Here is a 21,448-nt window from a genome sequence, read left to right as displayed (position 1 = left end):
TATTACTCCAAACTAGAGGCAATCATGAGCAAAGTCAGACTGGTCGTTGTGGGCAACGGCATGGTGGGGCACCGCTTCATCGAAGAGTTGATCGAGCGGGCCGAGCCGGGCCGCTACGAGATCACCGTCTTCGGTGCAGAACCCCGTCCCGCCTACGATCGCGTCCATCTCTCCTCCTACTTCTCCCATCACACCAGCGAAGATCTCTCCCTCGTCAAACCCGGCTTCTACGACAAGCACGGCATCCGCCTGCTGCTCGGCGAAGCGGTGAAAAAAATCGACAGGGCCAACCGCGAAGTGCACTCCAACAAGGGCACTGTGGTCGGGTACGACAAGCTGGTGCTGGCCACCGGCTCCTACCCCTGGGTGCCGCCCATTGCGGGCAGTCAGCACCACGAGTGCTTCGTCTATCGCACCATCGAGGATCTGAAAGCCATTCGCAGCGCCGCCAAGAGTGGCAAGAGCGGGGTGGTGATCGGGGGCGGTCTGCTTGGCCTTGAAGCGGCAGGTGCCCTCAAGGCGCTGGGTCTCGAGACCCACGTGGTGGAGTTTGCTCCGGTACTGATGGCCGAGCAGCTCGACGGTCAGGGCGGCCAGCTGCTGCGCCGCAAGATTGAATCCATGGGCGTGCAGGTACACACCAGCAAGAGCACCAGCGAGATCCTGATGCACGGCGGCGAGCAGGCGAAACACCGCCTCGCCTTTGCCGACGGCAGCCAGCTGGAAGTGGATGTGGTGGTCTTCTCCACCGGCATTCGCCCGCAAGATACCCTAGGCCGTTACGGTGATCTCGCCATCGCCGAGCGCGGCGGCATCGTCATCGACGATCACTGCCTCACCTCCGATCCCGACATCTATGCCATCGGCGAGTGCGCCGCCTGGCAGGGCCGCTTCTTCGGGCTGGTTGCACCGGGCTACAAGATGGCCCAGATCACCGTCGACCATCTGCTCGGCGGCGACGGCCGTTTCGAGGGGGCGGACATGAGCGCCAAGCTCAAGCTGCTCGGCGTCTCCGTCGGCTCCATCGGCGATGCCCACGGCCGCACCCCGGGCAGCCACAGCTATGTGTTCCAGGACGATCAGGCCGGCGTTTACAAGAAGATCGTGGTGAGCGAAGACAACAGCCGATTGCTCGGCGCCGTGCTGGTGGGTGACGTGGAAGATTACGGCAACCTGCTGCAGATGATGCTCAACGCCCTGCCGCTACCGAGCCACCCGGACACCCTGATCCTGCCCGCCTACGCCGGCGCCAAGCCGACGCTGGGGGTGGATGCCCTGCCGGAAAGCGCCCAGATCTGCTCCTGCTTCGATGTCTCCAAGGGCGACATCGCCCAAGCGGTGGCCGAAGGTCACACCACGCTGGCTGCCATCAAGCAGCACACCAAGGCCGGTACCGGCTGTGGCGGCTGTGTGCCGCTCATCAGCCAGGTGCTCAACGCCGAGCTGGTGAAGCAGGGTATCGAGGTCAACAACCACCTCTGCGCCCACTTCCCCCACTCCCGTCAGGAGCTGTTCCATCTGGTCAAGGTGGAGGGGATCAAGAGCTTCGACGAGCTGCTGGCCAAACACGGTCAAGGCTATGGCTGCGAGGTGTGCAAACCGACCGTCGGCTCCATCCTCGCCTCCTGCTGGAACGAGCATGTGCTGAGCCCGCGCAACGTCCCGCTGCAGGACACCAACGACATCTTCCTCGGCAACATGCAGAAGGACGGCAGCTACTCCGTCATCCCGCGCATGGCCGGCGGCGAAGTGACCCCGGCAGGGCTGCTGGCGGTGGCCGAAGTAGCCCGCGACTACAAGCTCTACACCAAGATCACCGGCGCCCAGCGCATCGGCCTGTTCGGGGCCCAGAAGGATGATCTGCCCGCCATCTGGCGCAAGCTGCTGGCGGCCGGATTCGAGACCGGTCAGGCCTACGCCAAGGCACTGCGCATGGCCAAAACCTGCGTCGGCAGCACCTGGTGCCGCTTCGGCGTGCAGGACAGCGTTGGCCTCGGGGTCTTCCTCGAGAACCGCTACAAGGGCATTCGCACCCCGCACAAGATGAAGTTCGGCGTCTCCGGCTGTACCCGCGAATGTGCGGAAGCCCAAGGTAAGGATGTCGGCATCATCGCCACCGACGCGGGCTGGAACCTCTATGTGGGCGGCAACGGCGGCATGAAGCCGCGCCACGCCGATCTGCTGGCGTCTGACCTCGACCGCGAAACCCTCATCAAGCTGATCGACCGCTTTATGATGTTCTACGTCACCAGCGCCGACAAACTGCAGCGCACCTCGGTCTGGCTCGGCAATCTGGAAGGGGGCGTCGACTACCTGCGCGAGGTGATCGTCGATGACAAGCTGGGACTGGCCGAGACGTTGGAGCGCGATATCCAGCGTCTTATCGACAGCTACGAGTGCGAATGGTCGCGCACCCTCAATGAAGAGGAGGCGTTGCAGCGCTTCAGCCACTTCATCAACAGCGACAAGCGCGATCCCGACGTTCAGTTCGTTGCCGAGCGCGACCAGCACAGACCCGCCACTCCGGCCGAACGCATCCCCGTCTACCAGATCGAGGTGGAAAACAAATGATGAAACTTGCCTGCCAACTCAACGACATCCTGCCGGGAACCGGTGTCTGCGCTCTGATCGAGGGTCGCCAGATCGCCCTGTTCCGCCCGAGCGCGGCGGCCGAGGTGTTCGCCATCGACAACCGGGATCCCTTCTTCGCAGCCAACGTGCTGTCGCGGGGCCTGATCTGCGAGCACGACGGCGAGCTCTGGGTCGCCAGCCCGCTCAAGAAGCAGCGCTTTCGTCTGAGCGATGGCCACTGTTTCGACAACCCCGCCATGTCGGTTCAAAGCTACCCCGTTGAAGTGCGCGACCAGCAGGTCTGGGTCGCCGTCTAAAGCCAAATTCACTCTCTTTCGGGCTGCCTGAGGGCAGCCCTTTCAAGGACTCACAAGATGTACACGGAAACCATCAACAAGTGCGCCGCCAACGCGGCCCGCATCAACCGCTTCGAGCGCAGCGACAAGCTCGGCTTCTGGCTCAGCTCCGCCATGGCGGGGGCCTATGTGGGCCTCGGCATCATCCTCATCTTCACCCTCGGCAATCTGGTGGATCCCGCCATCCGGCCGCTGGTGATGGGGGCCACCTTCGGCATCGCCCTGACGCTCGTCATCATCGCCGGCTCCGAGCTGTTCACCGGCCACACCATGTTCCTCACCTTCGGGGTGAAAAGCGGCAAGATCACCATGGCCGACCTGCTGCGCATCCTGCCGCAGACCTGGGCCGGCAACCTGATTGGCTCCATCGTGGTGGCGCTCATCTACTCCTACGGCGGCAGCCTGCTGCCGGACGCGGGCAGTCTGGCCCACAAGGTGGCTCTGGCCAAGACCCAGGCTCCGGCGCTGACCCTGTTTATGAAGGGGATCCTCTGCAACTGGCTGGTCTGCCTCGCCATCTGGATGGCGCTGCGCACCGAAGGGGCCGCCCGCTTTATCGCCATCTGGTGGTGCCTGCTGGCCTTTATCGCTTCCGGCTACGAGCACTCCATCGCCAACATGACCCTGTTCGCCCTCTCCTGGTTTGGCGCCCACTCGGAGGCCTACACCCTGGGCGGCATCGGCCACAACCTGCTGTGGGTGACGCTGGGCAACACCGTCTCCGGCGTCCTCTTTATGGGCCTCGGCTACTGGTATGCCACCCCCAAGGCGGAGCGCCCGGTCGCAGTGAGCGAGACCACCAGCACCGCCAACCAGACCCGAACCGCCTGATCCGGAGGCCCCATGGACTACTTGCCCATCTTTTGCCGACTCGACAACAAACCCGTGCTGCTGGTCGGCGGCGGCGAGGTGGCAGAGCGCAAGGCGCGTCTGCTGCTGGATGCCGGTGCCCACCTCACAGTCGTAGCGCCCGAGCTCGACCCCGAGCTGGCGGAACTGGCGGCCAACGGCAGCATCGAGTGGCTGGCCGGTGAATTTGTGCCGGAACAACTGGCGGGCAAGTGGCTGGTGGTGGCCGCAACCGATCGGCGCGAGGTGAATGCACTGGTTTACCAAAGCGCCAATCAGGCGCGGATCTTTGCCAACGTGGTGGATGACCCGAAACGCTCCAGCTTCATCATGCCGTCGATCATCGACCGCTCACCGCTGATGGTGGCCATCTCCTCCGGCGGCAAGGCGCCGGTGCTGGCCCGGCTGCTGCGGGAAAAACTGGAAGCCCTGCTGCCGCAACATCTGGGGACCGTGGCGACCTTCGCCGGCAGCCTGCGGGAGCGGGTCAAGGCCCGCTTCGCCACCATGGGGGAGCGACGCCGCTTCTGGGAGCGGCTGCTCGGGGCGGATCGGCTCGGTCAGGCGCTGGCGCGGGGCGATAGCGCCTCTGCCCACCAGCTGGCCGACAGCCTGTTTGCCGATGAAAGCCAGACCGGAGGCGAAGTGGTGCTGGTGGGTGCTGGCCCCGGCGATCCGGGCCTGCTCACCCTTCACGCCCTGCGCCAGATGCAGCAGGCGGACGTGGTGGTCTATGACCGGCTGGTCTCGGACGAAGTGATGGCGCTGGTGCGCCGGGATGCCAAGCGCATCTTCGTCGGCAAGCAGGCGGGCAACCACTGCGTGCCGCAGGAGGGGATCAACCAGCTCTTGCTGGAGGAGGCGAAGAAGGGGCAACGGGTGGTGCGGCTCAAGGGGGGCGACCCCTTTATCTTCGGCCGGGGCGGCGAAGAGCTGGAGACGCTGGTCGGCAGCGGCATCGGTTTTCAGGTGGTGCCGGGGATCACTGCGGCCAGCGGCTGCGCCGCCTACGCCGGCATTCCGCTGACCCACCGCGATCACGCCCAGAGCGTGCGCTTCGTCACTGCTCACGGCAAGGGGGGCGCCCGGGATCTCGACTGGCCGCTGCTGGCCAAAGATCGGCAGACGCTGGTGTTCTACATGGGGCTCTCATCCTGCGCCACCATCCGCGAGCAGCTGCTGGCCCACGGCAAGGCAGGCGACACCCCGGTGGCGCTGATCGAGCGCGGCACCCAGCCCTGCCAGCGGGTCATTCGCGGCACCCTCGATGAGCTACCCGCACTGGCGGTGGGGGTCGAGAGTCCGGCCCTCATCATGGTGGGCTCGGTGGTGACCCTGGCCGACCAGCTTGCCTGGTTTGGCACGGCACCGCAGGTTCAGCGAGCCCTCGCCTGAGGGCTCCTCGTCAAACGATCATGAGGCCACCAGCAGGTGGCCTCACTTTTACCTCCCTCTTCTCCCATCACGGTCATAACCTGTTGTTTTAAGTCTGTTATCCTATGGGCATTGAGCCCTTGGCTACCATCTCAGGAATTCATCCCATGTCTCTTCCCATCAAGAACAGCGCCAGGCAGCGCGCGGATGACAGATCCCGCATTCTCACCCTGCTGCTACGCGATGATGCCCTCACCGACAGCCTGCTCGACCCGCAGGTGGTGCAGGATGCCGAGCAGCGCGATCAGACCAGCGAACTCATCACGCTGGTCAACGGGCTGCCCGCCGCCGACGTCGCCGATGCGCTGGAGTCGCTGCCGCCCGATGAACGTCATGCCCTGTGGGCACTGGTGGAGGAGGAGAAACGCGGCCAGATTCTGGTCGAAGCCTCGGAGACGGTATGGGACAGCCTCATCAGCGGGATGAGCGACAAGGAGCTGCTGCACGCTCTGCGCACCCTGGATATCGACGACCAGATCTATCTGGGCCAGTACCTGCCCCGCAACCTGATGGGGCGGCTGCTCACCTATATGGCCCCCGAAGAGCGGGATCGGGTGCGGGAGGTGATCCGCTACGGCAAACACACCGTCGGCGCCATGATGGACTTCGAGATCATCACCATCCGCCCCGAGGTGACGCTCGCCACCGTCCAGCGCTATCTGCGGCTGCGCGGCAAGATCCCCGCCAACACCGACAAGCTGTTCGTCATCGACAGGCGCAACCACCTGCTGGGAGAACTGGCCCTCACCACAGTGCTGCTGCACAAGCCCGCCACCCTGGTGAGTGATGTGATGGAGCAGGACCCGGTCACCTTCGATCCGGAGGATAACGACGAAGCGGCGGCTCGCACCTTCGAGCGGGATGACCTGCTCTCCGCCGCTGTGGTGGATGGCAAGGGCAAGCTGATGGGCCGCCTCACCGTCGAAGAGGTAGTGGACCTGGTCTATGAGGAGAGTGACACCGACCTGCGCCGGATGGGGGGTATCAGCGAGGATGAAGACGTGTTCGCGCCCGTCTCCAAGGCGGTCAAGACCCGCTGGGCCTGGCTTGCCATCAACCTCTGCACCGCCTTTGTCGCCTCGCGGGTGATCGGCCTGTTCGAGCACACCATCTCCCAGCTGGTGGCGCTGGCGGCCCTGATGCCCATCGTCGCCGGGATCGGCGGCAACACCGGTAACCAGACCATCACCATGATAGTGCGGGCGCTGGCGCTGCAGCACATTCAGGCGGGCAACCTCTCCTTCCTGCTGCTGCGGGAACTCGGCGTCGCCTTTATCAACGGGCTGGTGTGGGGCGGTACCATGGGCATTGCCACCTATCTGCTCTATCAGGATGCGGCGCTCGGCGCCGTGATGACCCTGGCCATGATGCTCAACCTGCTGGTGGCCGCCCTGATGGGGGTCATCATCCCCATGACCATGACCCGCCTCGGCCGCGACCCGGCTGTGGGGGCCAGCGTGATGATCACCGCTATCACCGACACCGGCGGCTTCTTTATCTTCCTCGGGCTGGCGACCCTGTTCCTGCTGTAAACCGTGCGTTGAAAACAACAAGGGAGCCACTGGCTCCCTTGTTGTTTCAGGCGCGTTTGCCCGTCCCTGCCGTTGGGCTGCTTATCGCTTGTCAGCAGTGATCAGCAAGCCATTGGTGTCGGGGAAGCCGATGACCAGCGCCTCTTTTTTGGCATCCGTGGTAAAGGTGGTGACATAGGCGACGCGGTTATCCATCGCCCGGGCCAGAGCGGCATTCCAGAGGTTCTCTATTGGCGTGGCTACCGCGGATTGCTTGAAGTTGCACTTGCCAAATCCGGTCATGCTCAGCTTGCTCAACCCTGCAGTGGCGCTCCCCTCACCCACCAGCGTACAACCCGCAGCCGGAAGCTCGATCGCTACCGTCAGCTTGCCGCCGTTGTTGGTGGTATCCACCTTGCCCACCATGTCGCTGCTGAAGCCATCGCTGCCCGTGGCACTCCAGCTGGCTGTGGTCACCGCTTTGGTGGTCAGGGCCGTCACCGCCACATGACCGCTGAAGCCGGCATAGATGGGGGCGTTGTCGGAGAACTTGGTGCCGGTACGGGTGAAATCAAAAACCCATCGCTTGATCTCCTTGCCCTGCAGATCGATGACCGGCTGATCCCGGAAGGTGATCAGGTTGTGGTTGTTGCTTACCGTGCTCACCACAGTGCCGCTGCCAAGCCGCTCGCTGTTGCGGATCAACTGCACCGGGTAGATCCCGTCTTTGTCGGCTTTCTGGTCAGCCTGACCCAGCCACTGGCTGTTGGTCTCGACCTTGCCCACCTGATGATCCACCCAGACACCCCAGTGCTGCACGGTTTCACCCTTCGGGTAGACCAGCGCCAGACCATCCAGATCCTTGATCATGCGCGGCGTCGCCTTGTCGCCGTCGCGGCTCAGCAGATTCGCATGGTAAAGACCCGCCTCCGGCAGAGCCAGCGGCACCCGCTTGGCGATACTGTTGGCAGCTTTTTCGCTGTCACAGGCAGACAGGGCGGCGGCGCAGGCGATGGCCAGCAGCGCTTTGTTGTGCATTTTCATGAGTTTTTATTCCTTGCTGTCGCTTTGTAATTTTTAGATGCAATCAATCGCCGCTGAATTTAAGGGAAAGGTCATCTATCAGTCGAATGGAGATCTGTAACCAACCATTACAGCCTCGCAGGAGCAGCAGGCCGCGCCGCTTGCCCCGACCGCACAGCGGTGACTACCAAGTGACTCACTGCGGAAAAGCAGCGAGGGTGGTGGCCCTGAAGGAAGAGAAAAAAGAGATGAAAATCAGAGCCATAACTCTATTAACAGGAAGGCAATTAACCCGAATTGCCAGCCGGCTCACAATAGGATTCTTTTGCTATCGATAGAATGCACCACGCTGGCATACCCATAACAAGAGAATTCAACAATGAAAACCACCCTCAAACTGAGCGCGGTGGCAGTTATCTTTTTGCTGTCCGGCTGTGACGACAACAACTCTCAGGCCCCCGGTGATCTCACCCTGCGGCTGATCGAAACCTCTGATATCCACTCCAACCTGCTGAGCTACGACTACTACCAGAACAAGCCGGATGCCTCGCTGGGCTTTGCCCGCACCGCTGTGCTGATCCGCAAGGCCCGCGAAGAGAACGCCAACAACTTGCTGATCGACAACGGCGACCTGATCCAGGGCACCCCGCTGGCCGACTATATCCACGACCAGCAGGTCAAACAGCAGTGGCTGAGCAAGCAGACCCACCCCGCCATCAAGGCGCTCAACACCATGAGCTATGATGTCGGCAACCTGGGCAACCACGAATTCAACTTCGGTCTCGACTTCCTCTCAGAGACCCTGAAAGGGGCCAACTACCCCTACATCAACGCCAACGTCTTCCAGGCCGATGCCTTCAGCCGTGATGGCAAGGGCACCATCGACTGGAGCAAGCAGAAGTTCAAACCCTATGTGGTGCTGGATCGTCAGGTGAAGGATGCCAACGGCAATACCCAGACCATCAAAGTCGGTGTGCTGGGCCTGACCCCGCCCCAGATCACCCAGTGGGACAAGCGCAATCTGGAAGGCAAGGTGGTGGTGGCCGATATGGTCGAGACCGCCGAGCACTATGTACCCGAAATCCGCGCCAAGGGCGCAGACATCGTCGTGGTCGTGGCCCATACCGGCATCATAGGTGACCCGCGCGAACCCATGATGGAGAACGCCGCACTGCCGCTGGCCAAGGTGAAGGGGGTCGATGCCCTGCTGCTGGGCCATGCCCACCGCACCTTCCCGGGCGACTACCCCAACATGACCGACGTGGACAACGAGAAAGGCACCCTGGCGGGCGTACCGACCGTGATGCCGGGCGTCTGGGGTAACCACCTCGGCATCATCGACCTGCACATGACCTGGAAAGAGGGTCGCTGGGAAGTGGCCTCCAGCCAGTCCCAGCTGCGCAAAATCGACAGCAGCGCCAGCAGCACCGAAGATCAGGCGGTAGTCGATCAGGTCATTGCCGAGCACGAGCAGGCCAACCAGTGGCTGGACGAGCCCCTCAGCAAGATCACCAAGCCAATCCACAGCTTCTTCGCGCTGGTACAGGATGACCCCTCCATCCAGATCGTCAGCGACGCCCAGCTGTGGCACGCCAAGAAACTGCAACAGGATGGTCAGCTCAAGGAGAAATGGCCCATCCTCTCCGCCGCCGCGCCATTCCGTGGCGGTCGCAACGGCCCGACCGACTTCACCTATGTACCGGCTGGCGATATCTCCCTGCGCAACGTGGCCGACCTCTATGTCTACCCCAACACCCTGCAGGTGGTCGCCATCAATGGCGCGACCGTACAAGAGTGGCTGGAGAAGAGCGCCGTCCAGTTCAACAAGATCGATGCCGCCAGCACCGCCACCCAGTGGCTGGTGAACGAGAAGTACCGCACCTACAACTTCGACGTGATCGACGGGGTGAACTATCAGGTCGATGTGACCAAACCCGCCCGTTACGATGTGGATGGCAACAAGGTGAGCGACAGCTACCGCATCACCAACCTCACCTATCAGGGCAAGGCAATCGACCCGGCCCAGATGTTCTACGTGGTGACCAACAACTACCGCGCCAGTGGTGGTGGCAACTTCCCGGGCATCAACGCCAAGGTGATCGTCCATGAAGATCAGTTCGAAACCCGCGAAGTGCTCTCCGAATACCTCAAGGATCTGGCAGAAAAGAATCCGGCCGGTTTCGAGCCCCCGGCAGACAACAACTGGCAGCTGGCCCCCCTGCCCGCCAATCTGGATCTGCGCATCTACAGCTCGCCACGCAGCGAGGCGCAAGCCCTGACCGGTGGCAAGCTGAACTATGTGGAGACCCTGCCGCCCACCGATGCCAAACACCCCGGCTTTGGTGTCTACAAGCTGGTGCTGGCACCCTGAGTCTCAGGGTTAATCCGGCAATAACTTCTGCAACCCCCTCCTGATACGAGGGGGTTTTTGATGGTGCAGGCAGAGGGTCAGCTCTTGTACGCCAGCCGCTACCCGCAGCAACTCACGCAGCCCATTTATCCCTTCACGCCATCGCCTCCCTCTGTCGAACCATCCAGATCCCGGCTGATCTGCCCCATCCCGCCCATAAAAAAACAGGCCCACCGAAGTGGGCCTGCAGTTATCTGTGTGACCGGGAGTATCGCGATAGAGGGCGCTACTCCCGCTCCTTCACATAAGGTGTACCAAGTGCCTTGGGTGCCACCGCGCGGCCGATAAAACCGGCCAGTAGGAACACGGTCAGGATGTAGGGCAGTGCCTCGATGGCCTGCACCGGAATGGCGAAGCCACCGATGCTCACCCCTTGCAGCCGGATGGCGACCGCATCGAGGAAGCCGAACAGCAGGCAGGCTGCCATGGCATTCCAGGGACGCCACTTGCCGAACACCAGCGCCGCCAGTGCCATAAAGCCCTTGCCCGCACTCATGTTGGGGATGAACTGGGCCGTCTGGGCGACCGCCAGATAGGTGCCACCGATACCGGCCAGCAGGCCGCCGATAAGGAGCGCGGTGTAGCGCATCCGCACCACAGAGATACCGGCGGTATCGACCGCTGCGGGCGCCTCACCCACCGCCCGCAGACGCAGACCGAAGCGGGTACGGAACATCACCCACCATGCCAGCGGCACGCAGGCGAACGCCACGTACTCCAGCAGGGAGTGGCCGCTCAGCAGCTCGCTGTAGAGCTGGCCGATCACCGGCACATCCCACAGCTCCTTGGCATAGGGCAGATCGATGGGGGCGAAACGGGCATCACCGGAGAGCGCCGGGGTCTGGCCACCCTGATCGAACCAGTAACGGCCCAGGGTCACGGTCAGACCGGCCGCCAGAATGTTGATGGCCATCCCGCTCACCACCTGATCACCGCGGTGGGTGATGGTGGCAAAGCCGTGCATCAGGGCAAACAGGATGGAGACACCCACCCCGGCCCCCAGACCTACCCAGGCAGAACCGGAGACCGCAGCCGCCGCACCACTGGCGAACGCCGCCGCCAGCAGTTTGCCTTCCAGCGCGATGTTGACCACCCCGGAGCGCTCGCAAAACATGCCCGCCATGGCGGCGAGAATGAGCGGCGGCGCAGTACGAATGGTCGCATCCAGCATCAGGATCAGAATTTCAAACATGATCAGACTCCTTTAGCTTGTGCGGCTGAGCGGTTGGCAAACGCCAGATAGAGCTGCTCGATGCGCGGACGCATCATGTGCTCAAGGGCGCCACAGAACAGGATCACCAGACCCTGCAACACCACCACGATGTTGCGGTCGACACCGAACTCGAAGCTGAGCTCGGCGCCCCCCTGATAGAGGAAACCAAACAGCAGACTAGCGATGATGACGCCCACCGGATGGTTGCGCCCCATCAGCGCCACCGCGATACCGGTGAAACCGAACCCTTCCACGAAGTTGAGCTTGATCTGGTGCAGCTCACCCTGCAGCACGTTGAGGGCAAAGAAGCCCGACAGCATGCCGGAGATGACCATCGCCAGGATCACCACCTTGGGATAGGAGATACCGGCGTAAGCGGAGGCGCTTTGGCTGGCGCCGACCGAGCGGATCTCGTAACCCCAGCGGGTGTGCCAGATAAAGACCCACACCAGCGCCGCACAGATCAGCGCCCAGAAGAAGCTGATATTGAGCGGGCTGTTGGGGATCTCCATCCCGAACAGGTTCGCCAGCCCGCTCATCTTGGGCAGCCAGCTTGCTTCGGCAAACACCTTGCTCTCGGTCGCCATCGAGCCGGGCGGCTTGAACACCTCCACCAGCAGATAGGCCATCAGCGAGGCGGCGATGAAGTTGAACATGATGGTGGTGATCACGATGTGGCTGCCGCGCTTGGCTTGCAGCCAGGCCGGAATAAAGGCCCAGGCCGCACCGAACAGACCACCGGCAATGATGGAGAGCGGCAACAGCAGGGCAAACGGCAGCACATCGCCGAGCATCAGGCAGACCAGACCGACACCGAGACCGCCGATATAGGCCTGACCTTCGCCACCGATATTGAACAGGCCGGCGTGGAAGGCGACCGCCACCGACAGACCGGTAAAGATAAAGCCGGTTGCGTAGTAGAGGGTGAAGCCGACCCCTTCACCGGTGCCGAACGCGCCGTACCACATGATCTTGGCGGCATCGACCGGGTTGATGTCGAGGTAGTAGAACAGAATGGCCGACACCAGGAAGGCCAGCAGGATGTTGACCGCAGACAAGACGCCTACGGAGACCCAGGCAGGAATACGTACTTGGCTCATCAGTGGGCCTCCTTGGCTACTTCATCGGGAACGATATTCGCCATCATCAGACCAATGGTGCGCTCATCCGCCTTGGCACCATCCAGCTCACCGACGATGCGACCATCGGCAATGACCAGGATCCGGTCAGCGAGGCTCATGATCTCGTCCAGCTCCACCGAGACCAGCAACACCGCCTTGCCCTTGTCGCGCATGGCGATGATCTGCTGGTGGATATACTCGATGGCGCCGATGTCGACCCCGCGGGTCGGCTGGCCAATCAGCAGCACATCCGGGTCCTGCTCCACTTCACGGGCAATCACCAGCTTCTGCTGGTTGCCACCGGAGAAGTTGGCGGTCTTGTGATCGGGATGGGGCGGGCGCACGTCCCACTTCTCCATCTTGGCCTGACAATCCTGCTGGATCGCCTCCTTGTTCTGCAGCCACCCCTTGTTGTATTGCGGGCGACGGTGATAACCGAGAATAAAGGCCTCTTTCGCCTCGAAGCGGTTGATCAGCCCCATCTTGTGGCGATCTTCCGGCACATGACCGAGGCCGTAGTTGCGCACCAGCTCGGGATCGGCCGGGTGCTCCGCGCTCACCTTGTGCACGCCGCTGCGGCTGCTGATGGTGAAGCAACCCTTGCTCGGCTTGAGAATACCGCCAAGCAGGCTGAGCAGTTCGGACTGGCCGTTGCCGGAGACCCCGGCGATGCCAACCACTTCACCGGCCCGCACCTCGAAGCTGACCGATTTGACCCGCTCCACCTTGCTGGCGTCGACGTAGCTGAGCCCTTCGATCTTCAGCTTGGCTTCACCGGGCTGGGTTGGCCCCTTGTCGACCTTGAGGCGCACCTTGCGGCCCACCATCAGCTCGGCCAGCTGCTCCTTGTCGGTATCCTTGGTGGCGACGTGTGCCACCATCTCGCCACGGCGCATGATGGAGACCTGATCGGTAATGGCCAGGATCTCCCGCAGCTTGTGGGTGATAAGGATGATGGTTGCCCCCTGATCCCGCAGCTTTTTCAGCACCTCGAACAGGTGATCCGCCTCTTGCGGGGTCAGTACCCCGGTCGGCTCGTCGAGGATCAGGATGCGAGCGCCGCGATAGAGCGCCTTGAGAATTTCGACCCGCTGTTGCAAGCCAACCGGCAGATCTTCGACCTTCTCGTGCAGCGGCACGTCGAGACCATAATCCCGCGCCAGTTCGCCGAGCAGCTTTTCGGCTGACGCCACGCTCTGCTGAAGGTGCCAGCCGTTCTCAGCGCCGAGGATGACGTTTTCCAATACGGTGAAGTTATTGACCAGCATGAAGTGCTGGTGAACCATGCCCACGCCTGCGGCAATCGCATCTTGTGAGCCATGGGGTTTGAAAGGATTCCCGTCGATCAGCATCTCGCCTTTGTCGGCATGGTAGAAACCATAAATGATGCTCATCAGGGTGGACTTACCGGCGCCATTTTCGCCGACAATGCCGTGGATACTGCCTTTGCGAACCTTAAGGTCGATCAGCTTGTTGGCGTACACGTCGCCGAACCGCTTATCGATACCTCTTAATTCGATGGCATAGCGATCTGTCTGGTCCATGATGCAGCCCTGCGTTTCATGAAATAAGACTAAAAACCGGCCCGTGCGGGCCGGTGGTGCGTTGAGAGTCGTAGCAACTATCTAATTAGTATTTGCAGGTGTTATCGCTCATGTAGTCATGAACCTTGACCTTGCCAGCGATGATTTCAGCCTTGATGGCATCTACCTTAGCTTTCATTTCCGGGGTGATCAGCTTCTCGTTGTCCTTGTCGAGCGCCCAATCCACACCGCCTTCGGCCAGACCTAGGTTCTTGATACCCGGCTTCCACTCGCCTTTGGCAGCGTCATCCCAGGTCTGGTAAGCGGCCAGACCCACAGACTTGACCATGGAGGTCAGCATGGTGCCCGGTTGCAGGTGGTTCTGGTTGGAGTCCACCCCGATGGCGAACTTGCCGCTGTCCTTGGCTGCCTGATAGACACCGATACCGGTACCGCCAGCTGCGGCGTAAACCACGTCAGCGCCCTTGGCGAACTGGGACTTGGCCAGCTCGGCACCTTTAGCCGGGTCAGCAAACGCGGCCGGGGTGGAGCCCGCCATGTTCTGGAACACTTCGATCTTCGGATTGACGAACTTGGCACCCTGCTCGTAACCGCACTGGAATTTGCGGATCAGCGGGATATCCATGCCGCCCACGAAGCCGACCTTGCCGCTCTTGGAAGCGATGGCAGCCAGCGCGCCCACCAGGAAGGAACCTTCATGCTCCTTGAAGATGACGGACTGGACGTTCGGCTTGTCGACCACCATGTCGATGATGGTGAACTGGGTTTTCGGGAATTCGGTCGCAACCTTCTCTACGGCAGAACCCATGTTGAAACCGACCGCCACGATCGGGCCGTTGCCACGGCTGGCCAGACGACGCAGACCCTGCTCGCGCTGGGCTTCGTTCTGGGGTTCAAACTCTTTGACCTTGACGCCCTTGTCCTTGTTGTAGAGCTCGACGCCGTTACGGAATACGGCTTCGTTGAATGATTTGTCATACTTGCCCGCGGTGTCATAAATGACGGCTGGCTCGGAAGCAGCCTGAGCAGAGAGAGCAGCGAGAGTGAGGGAGGCCACGGTGGCCAGCTTGAGCACTTTAGTCACGATCGTATCCTTGATTGTTATTAAGTGAGGGAACTTGCTTACCTGTCAGAGCAGGCTATCTAGCACGCAGGCTTACTCTAAGTCAGCCCCGATGCGGGTCAAGCAAATGATAAGGGAAAAACGTTTGCGTTAACGGTTTGAATTCTAAGCAAATAACCTTATAAGCAGTTGTTTTTTAGCTACTTTTCAGTTTTTTATGCTAACAACCAAAAGACCCAAACGACATTTCTCTTATTGTTCAGCAAGTTACTGTAAACCGTTTTCCCCTGTTATTCATCCAGCCCCCCGGCAAGCCCGTGATCCGGCTCGCAAAATCCCCACAAACCGCGCGAGCAAGGATTGGCTACAGCTGGAGACCTCCCCATCCCGTTCTCTCTGCGCCAGCCAAAAATGGCCGCACCGGCGCTCTTGCAGGCCCCCATCTCACCCCTCCCCCCGAGTTTGGATTTGGTCTGGCAGGGGGATGGCCGTATAATCCCCGCCTGTATAAATAAACAGGAGTGGTGATGGACGTTTCAACCCTGCTCGACGGGCTCAACGACAAGCAAAGAGATGCCGTTGCGGCGCCCCGCAGCAACCTGCTGGTGCTGGCCGGTGCCGGTTCGGGCAAGACCCGGGTGCTGGTGCACCGTATCGCCTGGCTGATGCAGGTGGAACGCTGTTCACCCTTCTCCATCATCGCGGTCACCTTTACCAACAAGGCGGCGGCCGAGATGCGCGGCCGGGTCGAAAAAGTGATTGGCGACGGCGTGCGCGGCATGTGGATCGGCACCTTCCACGGCATCGCCCACCGTTTGCTGCGGGCCCACCATCTGGATGCCGGCTTGCCGCAGGATTTCCAGATCCTCGACTCAGACGACCAGTACCGGCTGATCCGCCGGGTGCTCAAGGCGCTCAACCTCGACGAGAAGCACTGGGCCCCGCGCGCCGTGATGGGCTACATCAACGGCAAGAAGGATGAGGGGCTGCGCCCCGGCGACATCGACCTCTATGGCGACCCCGTCACCCGCACCTATCAGCAGATCTACAAGACCTATCAGGAGACCTGCGATCGCTCCGGTCTGGTGGACTTCGCCGAGCTGCTGCTGCGTGCCCACGAGCTGTGGCTCAACAAGCCGCACATCCTCGAGCACTACCGCGACCGCTTCCAGAACATCCTGGTGGACGAATTTCAGGATACCAACGGCATCCAGTACGCCTGGCTGCGGATGCTGGCGGGCAACAGCGGCAAGGTGATGATCGTCGGCGACGATGACCAGTCCATCTACGGCTGGCGCGGCGCCAAGATCGAGAACATCCAGCGCTTCCTGACCGACTATCAGGGCGCCGAGACCATCCGCCTCGAACAGAACTACCGCTCCACCGCCAATATCCTGAAAGCCGCCAACAGCGTCATCGCCAACAACGCCGAGCGCCTTGGCAAGGAGCTGTGGACCGAAGGGGCCGAGGGCGAGCCGATCTCCCTCTATGCCGCCTTCAACGAGGTGGACGAAGCGCGCTTCGTGGTCGGCCGTCTCAAGGACTGGAAAGAGAAGGGGGGGCTGCTCGCCGACTGCGCCATCCTCTATCGCTCCAACGCCCAGTCGCGGGTGCTGGAAGAGGCGCTGATGCAGGACGCCATGCCCTACCGCATCTACGGCGGCCTGCGCTTCTTCGAGCGGCAAGAGATTAAAGACGCCATGGCCTACCTGCGTCTTATCAACAACCGTGGCGACGACGCCAGCTTCGAGCGGGTGGTCAACACCCCGACCCGCGGCATCGGCGATCGCACCCTCGAGATCCTGCGCGGCAACGCCCGCGATCAGGGGCTCAACCTGTGGCAATCGGCCAAGGCACTGCTCAACGACAAGGTGCTGACCGGTCGCGCCGGTAACGCGGTGCGCGGCTTTGTCGAGCTGATCGACGCGCTGGAGGAGCAGGTGTCCATGCTGCCGCTGCACCAGCAGGCGGATATCGCCATCCAGAACTCCGGCCTCAAGGCGATGTATCTGGCGGAAAAAGGCGAGAAATCCCAGGCGCGGGTAGAGAACCTGGACGAACTGGTCACCGCCTGCCGCCAATACCAGCGCCCGGACGAGCTGGAAGATATGAGCGATCTCTCCGCCTTCCTCGCCCACGCGGCGCTGGAATCCGGCGAGAATCAGGCGGACGAATATGCCGACGCGGTGCAGCTGATGACCCTGCACAGCGCCAAGGGCTTGGAGTTCCCGCTGGTGCTGCTGGTCGGCGTCGAGGAAGGGATGTTCCCCAGCCAGCAATCCACCGAAGAGTCGGGCCGGCTGGAAGAGGAGCGCCGCCTCTGTTACGTCGGCATGACCCGCGCCATGGAGAAGCTCTACATCTGTTATGCCGAGAGCCGCCGCATCTACGGCCGCGAGATGTTCCACAAGCCGAGCCGCTTTATCCGCGAAATGCCCGCCGAGTGTCTGGAAGAGATCCGGCTGCGCACTCAGGTCAGCCGCCCCACCCAGTACGGCCGCTTCAGCCAGAACGAGGTGCAGCAGAGCTTCGACGCCAGCGGCATCAAGCTCGGCCAGCGGGTGCTCCATCCAAAATTCGGGGAAGGAATCGTGCTCAACTTCGAAGGGGTCGGCCAACAGAGCCGGGTACAGATCCAGTTTGACGACGTCGGCGCCAAGTGGCTGGTGACGGCCTATGCCCGCCTTGAGGCGTTGTAACCTCTCTGCCTTTTGATGCAATCAACCCGGCTTAGGCCGGGTTGGTTTTTATATCCGTTATCACGACATATTTAATGACGCGATCGTCCGAATACGCTTCGCTATTCGAATCTACAGTTATAAAAATGATAGGATATTCAAACAAAACTATTTATTGCTTTGTAAGAAGCCCAATAAGTAACCCCGACACAACACTAACTAACACACCTACTATTACAACCCAAAATATATTGCTGACTAATTTTTTTCTCTTCATGTATTTATCTATATTTTTTCCAAATAAGAACTGATTAGTAGGGAATATAAAGTTGATGGCTTTTTGTATCTGCCCACTAAATAGCATCACTGGAATTAATAGTATTGTCATCGCGATCATAGGCAGATCTGCAGTTTCTCTATTTCTACCACTAGATATGAGGTAGTTTAATTTTTCAGCTATGTCGCTAGATTTAATTGCGGCTTCTTTGCTAATAGTCGTGATTGAGCCTTTAGTAGTAAAGTATAAATATGCGCACAACGAGGCTAGGACGAACAATGTAGCAATAGACATTATTGTATTTTGGCTTATTTGCTTACGTGATATTACTTCGCTATTAATGTATTCTTTTAAATCTGAAAATAGCAAAAAAAACAGTATCTCTATTACTACCTGTGATATTAATGGAAAAGTTTCTTTCTGAGAAGTTAAACTTCAAGTTGACATCTTCACTATTAATCAAAATCTCGAGGCGAGAAATTGCACGCCAGTCATCGTTATCTTCATTAACCACATCACCAACTTCTTTTGTCATATAAGAGTATGAGTCCCCTCTATAGACTGAAAAAATCAGAACCTCTGAATCATATCTATTTTGAATTAATTCAGATATTTTTCTGAGCTTACCTTCATCTAAAATAAACCCGCCTTCAAATTCATGATCTACATATGCTGCCATTGATTTATCACTCGCCTCAAATACGTTATATTTAGTAATTAGATATAATATAAATAATTATAAAGAAAGCATTTTACTCAGTGAGCACATATTACATACATACCTCGAATGAATCTACATAGACCAAGTATGTTGCTAAGATATGTGGGTTCGATTAGGGCCGTAGGTTCGATTAGCGAAGCGTAATCGGACGATCGCGTAAGACGTTCGCGTAATCGAACGCTTACAACGGAACACCCCTGTTAGGTGTCTACTCCAATCCCCCCAACACCCCATCCACCGACCCGCACCAATCCGGCGGATAGACGCCGTTCGCCACATAACGATGGAAGGTGGAATATGGCCAATCAGCCACCCGCGTGACATGACCATGTTTGAGCGGGTTGATATGGACGTAATCCATATGGCGGCGGTAATCCTGCTCATCCCGGATCAGGTGTTCCCAATAATGGCGTTGCCAAATGCCCCGCTCCCCGTGGCGTAACCGGGTCTGGCTGCGCCGCTCGTTCACTGGCAAGGCGCGGGAAAAGTGGCTTTTGATCAGCCGCCAACGCAGGGGGAAATCGGTGTCCCCTTCCGGCAAAGAGAGAATGCAGTGGAGATGGTCGGGCAACACCACCCATGCGTGAATGGCGAAGGGGTGAGCCTCTTGCACCTTGGCAACGCTGCGGCGCAGCAGGTCAATCTGCTCCACCAGCAACCGGTTGTTGCGCCGCTCCAGCAGGTTGACGGTAAAGAACCAGGTTCCTCCGGGCCACCATGCCCGCCGCCAATTGGCCATCCCTTTCCCCTCGTTGAGACCGAAAAGCCAAGCATAGCCTTGCCTCACTTCGATCTGCTTGTGGGCCGTGATGGTGCGGATGTTCCATTACACGATCGTTCGATTACGCTTCGCTAATCGAACCTACACGATGACTCAAAGCAGCTTGAGGCGATGTAATTGATGGGTGGGTAAAGCAGAGAAGGGAAATCAGAAACCCGGCCGCCAGATGGGGCGCGGTGGCCGGGTGAATTGTAAAGAGTAGGGTGACAGAGAAAGGGATCAGCCTAGTCTAATCAACTCGATGGGGGCGTAGCGCTCACCGGAGTTTGCCAGCAGCACGCACTTCTCATGCTCCGCCTGATAGGGGGTCATATTGTCGGTGTGGGCCTCTTTCAGAAAATCGACTGCGCCGGTGGCGGCAATCATGACGCGCTGACCCAGGTTCAGCACATTGCGGTTACGGTCATAGATCTTCATCTCATTCTCCTTTTCTTGTGTCCTGGCGGATGCGCAGGCGCGTGTCCAGGACAACGGCATTCAGCCTACGCCCCTGAAAAAAGGTGATTTATGTCACAGATCAAAAAAGGGGCGATAAGGGACTCGCAGGTTCAAAAAGCGAGCAGGGCTGCTTGGCCAGCGGCTGTCGCGCGAAGTAGCGCAGCCCTGCCCTTTTCATCGTAGCGGGCTCGAACCCGGCAGCGGTTGGGGTATATTGGTGGCCGATTAGCCAGTCTCATTCACCGTGGCCGCGCAAGCGGGCCGCTGTTTCAACAAGATGGAGAGTGCTCATGAATCGCGATATCACCGCCCAGTTCATCAAGATGCTGACCAACCTCGACCACTGTCTGGCCAAGGCCGAGGCCCACGCCGCGGCGAAGCAGTTCAACGTGGAGAACTTCTTCGGCGAGCGGCTGATCGTCGATATGCTGCCGCTGTCCAAGCAGGTGCTGATCTGCTGCGATTCGGCCAGCGCCGTGGTCGCCACCGCCAGCCACAGCGAGCTGCCGACTATGGGCGATGAGCCCAAAACCATCGCTGATCTGCGCGCCCATATCGGCAAGACCATCAGCTATCTGCAAGGCAAGCTGGAGGCGGACTACAGCCAGTACGCCAGCGGCCGTTACGTGCCCCACTGGGCGGGCGGCAAGGGGATGGATGGCCATACCTGCGTCCATGAGTACGGCATTCCCAACTTCTACTTCCACCTCACCATGGCCTACGCCCTGCTGCGCCGCGCCGGGGTCGATCTCGGCAAGCGCGACTATCTGGGCGGGCTCAACCTGCAATAAGCGCCGCTCGCCACAGGCGGCAAACAGATAGCAAAAGCCTGCCAAGCGGCAGGCTTTTTTATATCGGGTGGTGCTGGGCTGGTGCGCAGAAAGGCTCCGCCCTAGAAGGGGCCGTTGCGCTCGCGCAGCTTGTCGGGCAGGCCGTCGTGATCCCCCAGCTCGCGCTCGGGCACATCATCCCAGTGCAGCTTGCCAAGGGTGATATTGCGCTCGGGATGCACGGCGTAGTGGATGCGGTTGTCCTCCCGATCGGTATCGCCAATGCAGAGCAGCCGGACAGTCTCTTCGGTGTTGTTGATAAAGGCGTGGGCCAGCCCGTCACCGGCCTTGAAGCCCACCGAGTCCCCCGGTTGCAGCCGATAGAGCACGCCATCGAGCCAGACATCCGGCGTCCCTTCCAGCACGTGGACGAACTCGTCCTCGGTCTTTTCGGCGTGGGGCCAGCTGGTGCGATGGCCGGGCTCGACAATCTCGTGGTGGATGCCGATGCGGCTAAAGCCAAAGTGCTTGCCGAGGGCGCAGCCGCGGGAAAGGGGCTCCTGACTGCCGGAGTAGTAGCGCGGCGTCTGCTCTTGCAGCTCGCTCCAGTGTTTGATGCAGGGGTGGCGATTCATAGCGGTTCCTTTTCCATGAGGATGCAGTCACGGGAAGGGTCATCCTGACTGTC

The 21,448-nt window shown here is 60.2% G+C and carries 18 protein-coding genes; 8 read left to right on the top strand and 10 right to left on the bottom strand.

The window, feature by feature from the left end; genetic code table 11:
- Nucleotides 1–24: 24 nt before the first annotated feature.
- The 5 genes from nirB (at nucleotide 25) to mgtE (ending at nucleotide 6,742) form a co-directional block, all read left to right on the top strand.
- Nucleotides 25–2,571 carry a nitrite reductase large subunit NirB gene (nirB, locus tag G5221_RS12165; protein ID WP_421263311.1) on the top strand — a complete coding sequence of 849 codons (2,547 nt, stop codon included), beginning with the start codon at nucleotides 25–27 and terminating at the stop codon, nucleotides 2,569–2,571.
- Entirely contained in the window at nucleotides 2,571–2,888 is a 318-nt protein-coding gene (nirD, locus tag G5221_RS12160; RefSeq protein WP_041202829.1) for a nitrite reductase small subunit NirD, read from the top strand. Before nirB ends, nirD begins: the two co-directional genes overlap by 1 nt.
- A 57-nt stretch (nucleotides 2,889–2,945) precedes the next feature.
- Entirely contained in the window at nucleotides 2,946–3,758 is an 813-nt protein-coding gene (gene nirC / locus G5221_RS12155) for a nitrite transporter NirC (RefSeq protein WP_199427791.1), read from the top strand.
- A 12-nt stretch (nucleotides 3,759–3,770) separates the two neighbouring features.
- Complete coding sequence (gene cysG, locus G5221_RS12150) at nucleotides 3,771–5,171, top strand: siroheme synthase CysG (RefSeq protein WP_421263310.1); 1,401 nt, start codon at nucleotides 3,771–3,773, stop codon at nucleotides 5,169–5,171.
- Between the two features lie 146 nt (nucleotides 5,172–5,317).
- Nucleotides 5,318–6,742, top strand: coding sequence for a magnesium transporter (gene mgtE / locus G5221_RS12145; RefSeq protein ID WP_201995009.1), 1,425 nt, complete (start codon nucleotides 5,318–5,320; stop codon nucleotides 6,740–6,742).
- Between the two features lie 81 nt (nucleotides 6,743–6,823).
- Here mgtE and G5221_RS12140 read toward each other — a convergent pair whose 3' ends face one another.
- Nucleotides 6,824–7,765, bottom strand: coding sequence for a hypothetical protein (locus tag G5221_RS12140; protein ID WP_421263309.1), 942 nt, complete (start codon nucleotides 7,763–7,765; stop codon nucleotides 6,824–6,826).
- 358 nt (nucleotides 7,766–8,123) lie between these two features.
- Here G5221_RS12140 and G5221_RS12135 point away from each other — a divergent pair, with 358 nt between their 5' ends.
- Complete coding sequence (locus tag G5221_RS12135; protein WP_021230729.1) at nucleotides 8,124–10,115, top strand: bifunctional 2',3'-cyclic-nucleotide 2'-phosphodiesterase/3'-nucleotidase; 1,992 nt, start codon at nucleotides 8,124–8,126, stop codon at nucleotides 10,113–10,115.
- A 265-nt stretch (nucleotides 10,116–10,380) separates the two neighbouring features.
- Here G5221_RS12135 and G5221_RS12130 read toward each other — a convergent pair whose 3' ends face one another.
- From G5221_RS12130 to G5221_RS12115, 4 genes are all read right to left on the bottom strand, one after another.
- Nucleotides 10,381–11,346 (bottom strand): ABC transporter permease, encoded by a 966-nt coding sequence (locus tag G5221_RS12130; RefSeq protein WP_005340795.1) that lies wholly within the window; start codon nucleotides 11,344–11,346, stop codon nucleotides 10,381–10,383.
- Between the two features lie 2 nt (nucleotides 11,347–11,348).
- Nucleotides 11,349–12,467: an ABC transporter permease gene (locus G5221_RS12125; protein WP_005357011.1), complete on the bottom strand. Its 1,119-nt coding sequence runs from the start codon at nucleotides 12,465–12,467 to the stop codon at nucleotides 11,349–11,351.
- Nucleotides 12,467–14,032 carry an ABC transporter ATP-binding protein gene (locus G5221_RS12120; RefSeq protein ID WP_421263308.1) on the bottom strand — a complete coding sequence of 522 codons (1,566 nt, stop codon included), beginning with the start codon at nucleotides 14,030–14,032 and terminating at the stop codon, nucleotides 12,467–12,469. Before G5221_RS12120 ends, G5221_RS12125 begins: the two co-directional genes overlap by 1 nt.
- Nucleotides 14,033–14,117: 85 nt before the next feature.
- Nucleotides 14,118–15,116 carry a BMP family lipoprotein gene (locus G5221_RS12115; protein ID WP_005340803.1) on the bottom strand — a complete coding sequence of 333 codons (999 nt, stop codon included), beginning with the start codon at nucleotides 15,114–15,116 and terminating at the stop codon, nucleotides 14,118–14,120.
- A 506-nt stretch (nucleotides 15,117–15,622) separates the two neighbouring features.
- On the opposite strand from G5221_RS12115, the gene uvrD reads away from it, so the two are divergent.
- Nucleotides 15,623–17,794, top strand: coding sequence for a DNA helicase II (uvrD, locus tag G5221_RS12110; RefSeq protein WP_139733608.1), 2,172 nt, complete (start codon nucleotides 15,623–15,625; stop codon nucleotides 17,792–17,794).
- 151 nt (nucleotides 17,795–17,945) lie between these two features.
- Here uvrD and G5221_RS12105 read toward each other — a convergent pair whose 3' ends face one another.
- The 4 genes from G5221_RS12105 to ydfZ all read right to left on the bottom strand — a co-directional run bounded on the left by G5221_RS12105 (nucleotide 17,946) and on the right by ydfZ (nucleotide 19,969).
- The gene (locus G5221_RS12105; RefSeq protein WP_421263307.1) at nucleotides 17,946–18,344 is read right to left on the bottom strand and encodes a hypothetical protein; all 399 of its coding nucleotides are present in this window, start codon (nucleotides 18,342–18,344) and stop codon (nucleotides 17,946–17,948) included.
- Between the two features lie 43 nt (nucleotides 18,345–18,387).
- Nucleotides 18,388–18,729: a hypothetical protein gene (locus G5221_RS12100; protein WP_421263306.1), complete on the bottom strand. Its 342-nt coding sequence runs from the start codon at nucleotides 18,727–18,729 to the stop codon at nucleotides 18,388–18,390.
- Nucleotides 18,730–18,979: 250 nt separating this feature from the next.
- Nucleotides 18,980–19,510 carry an REP-associated tyrosine transposase gene (locus G5221_RS12095; RefSeq protein WP_421263305.1) on the bottom strand — a complete coding sequence of 177 codons (531 nt, stop codon included), beginning with the start codon at nucleotides 19,508–19,510 and terminating at the stop codon, nucleotides 18,980–18,982.
- A 261-nt stretch (nucleotides 19,511–19,771) separates the two neighbouring features.
- Entirely contained in the window at nucleotides 19,772–19,969 is a 198-nt protein-coding gene (ydfZ, locus tag G5221_RS12090) for a putative selenium delivery protein YdfZ (RefSeq protein ID WP_005342516.1), read from the bottom strand.
- 311 nt (nucleotides 19,970–20,280) lie between these two features.
- On the opposite strand from ydfZ, the gene G5221_RS12085 reads away from it, so the two are divergent.
- The gene (locus tag G5221_RS12085) at nucleotides 20,281–20,781 is read left to right on the top strand and encodes a DUF1993 domain-containing protein (RefSeq protein ID WP_421263304.1); all 501 of its coding nucleotides are present in this window, start codon (nucleotides 20,281–20,283) and stop codon (nucleotides 20,779–20,781) included.
- 101 nt (nucleotides 20,782–20,882) lie between these two features.
- Here the strand turns inward: G5221_RS12085 and G5221_RS12080 are convergent, their stop codons facing one another.
- On the bottom strand, nucleotides 20,883–21,395 hold the full coding sequence (locus G5221_RS12080; RefSeq protein ID WP_005357028.1) for a cupin domain-containing protein: 513 nt from the start codon (nucleotides 21,393–21,395) through the stop codon (nucleotides 20,883–20,885).
- Nucleotides 21,396–21,448 lie beyond the last annotated feature (53 nt).

The sequence above is a fragment of the Aeromonas sp. 602200 genome (genome assembly GCF_049173895.1).
GTDB classification, from domain to species: domain Bacteria; phylum Pseudomonadota; class Gammaproteobacteria; order Enterobacterales; family Aeromonadaceae; genus Aeromonas; species Aeromonas veronii_A.
The sequence above is the reverse complement of the archived record's forward strand: the minus strand, read 5'-3'. Positions and strand labels throughout refer to the sequence as shown.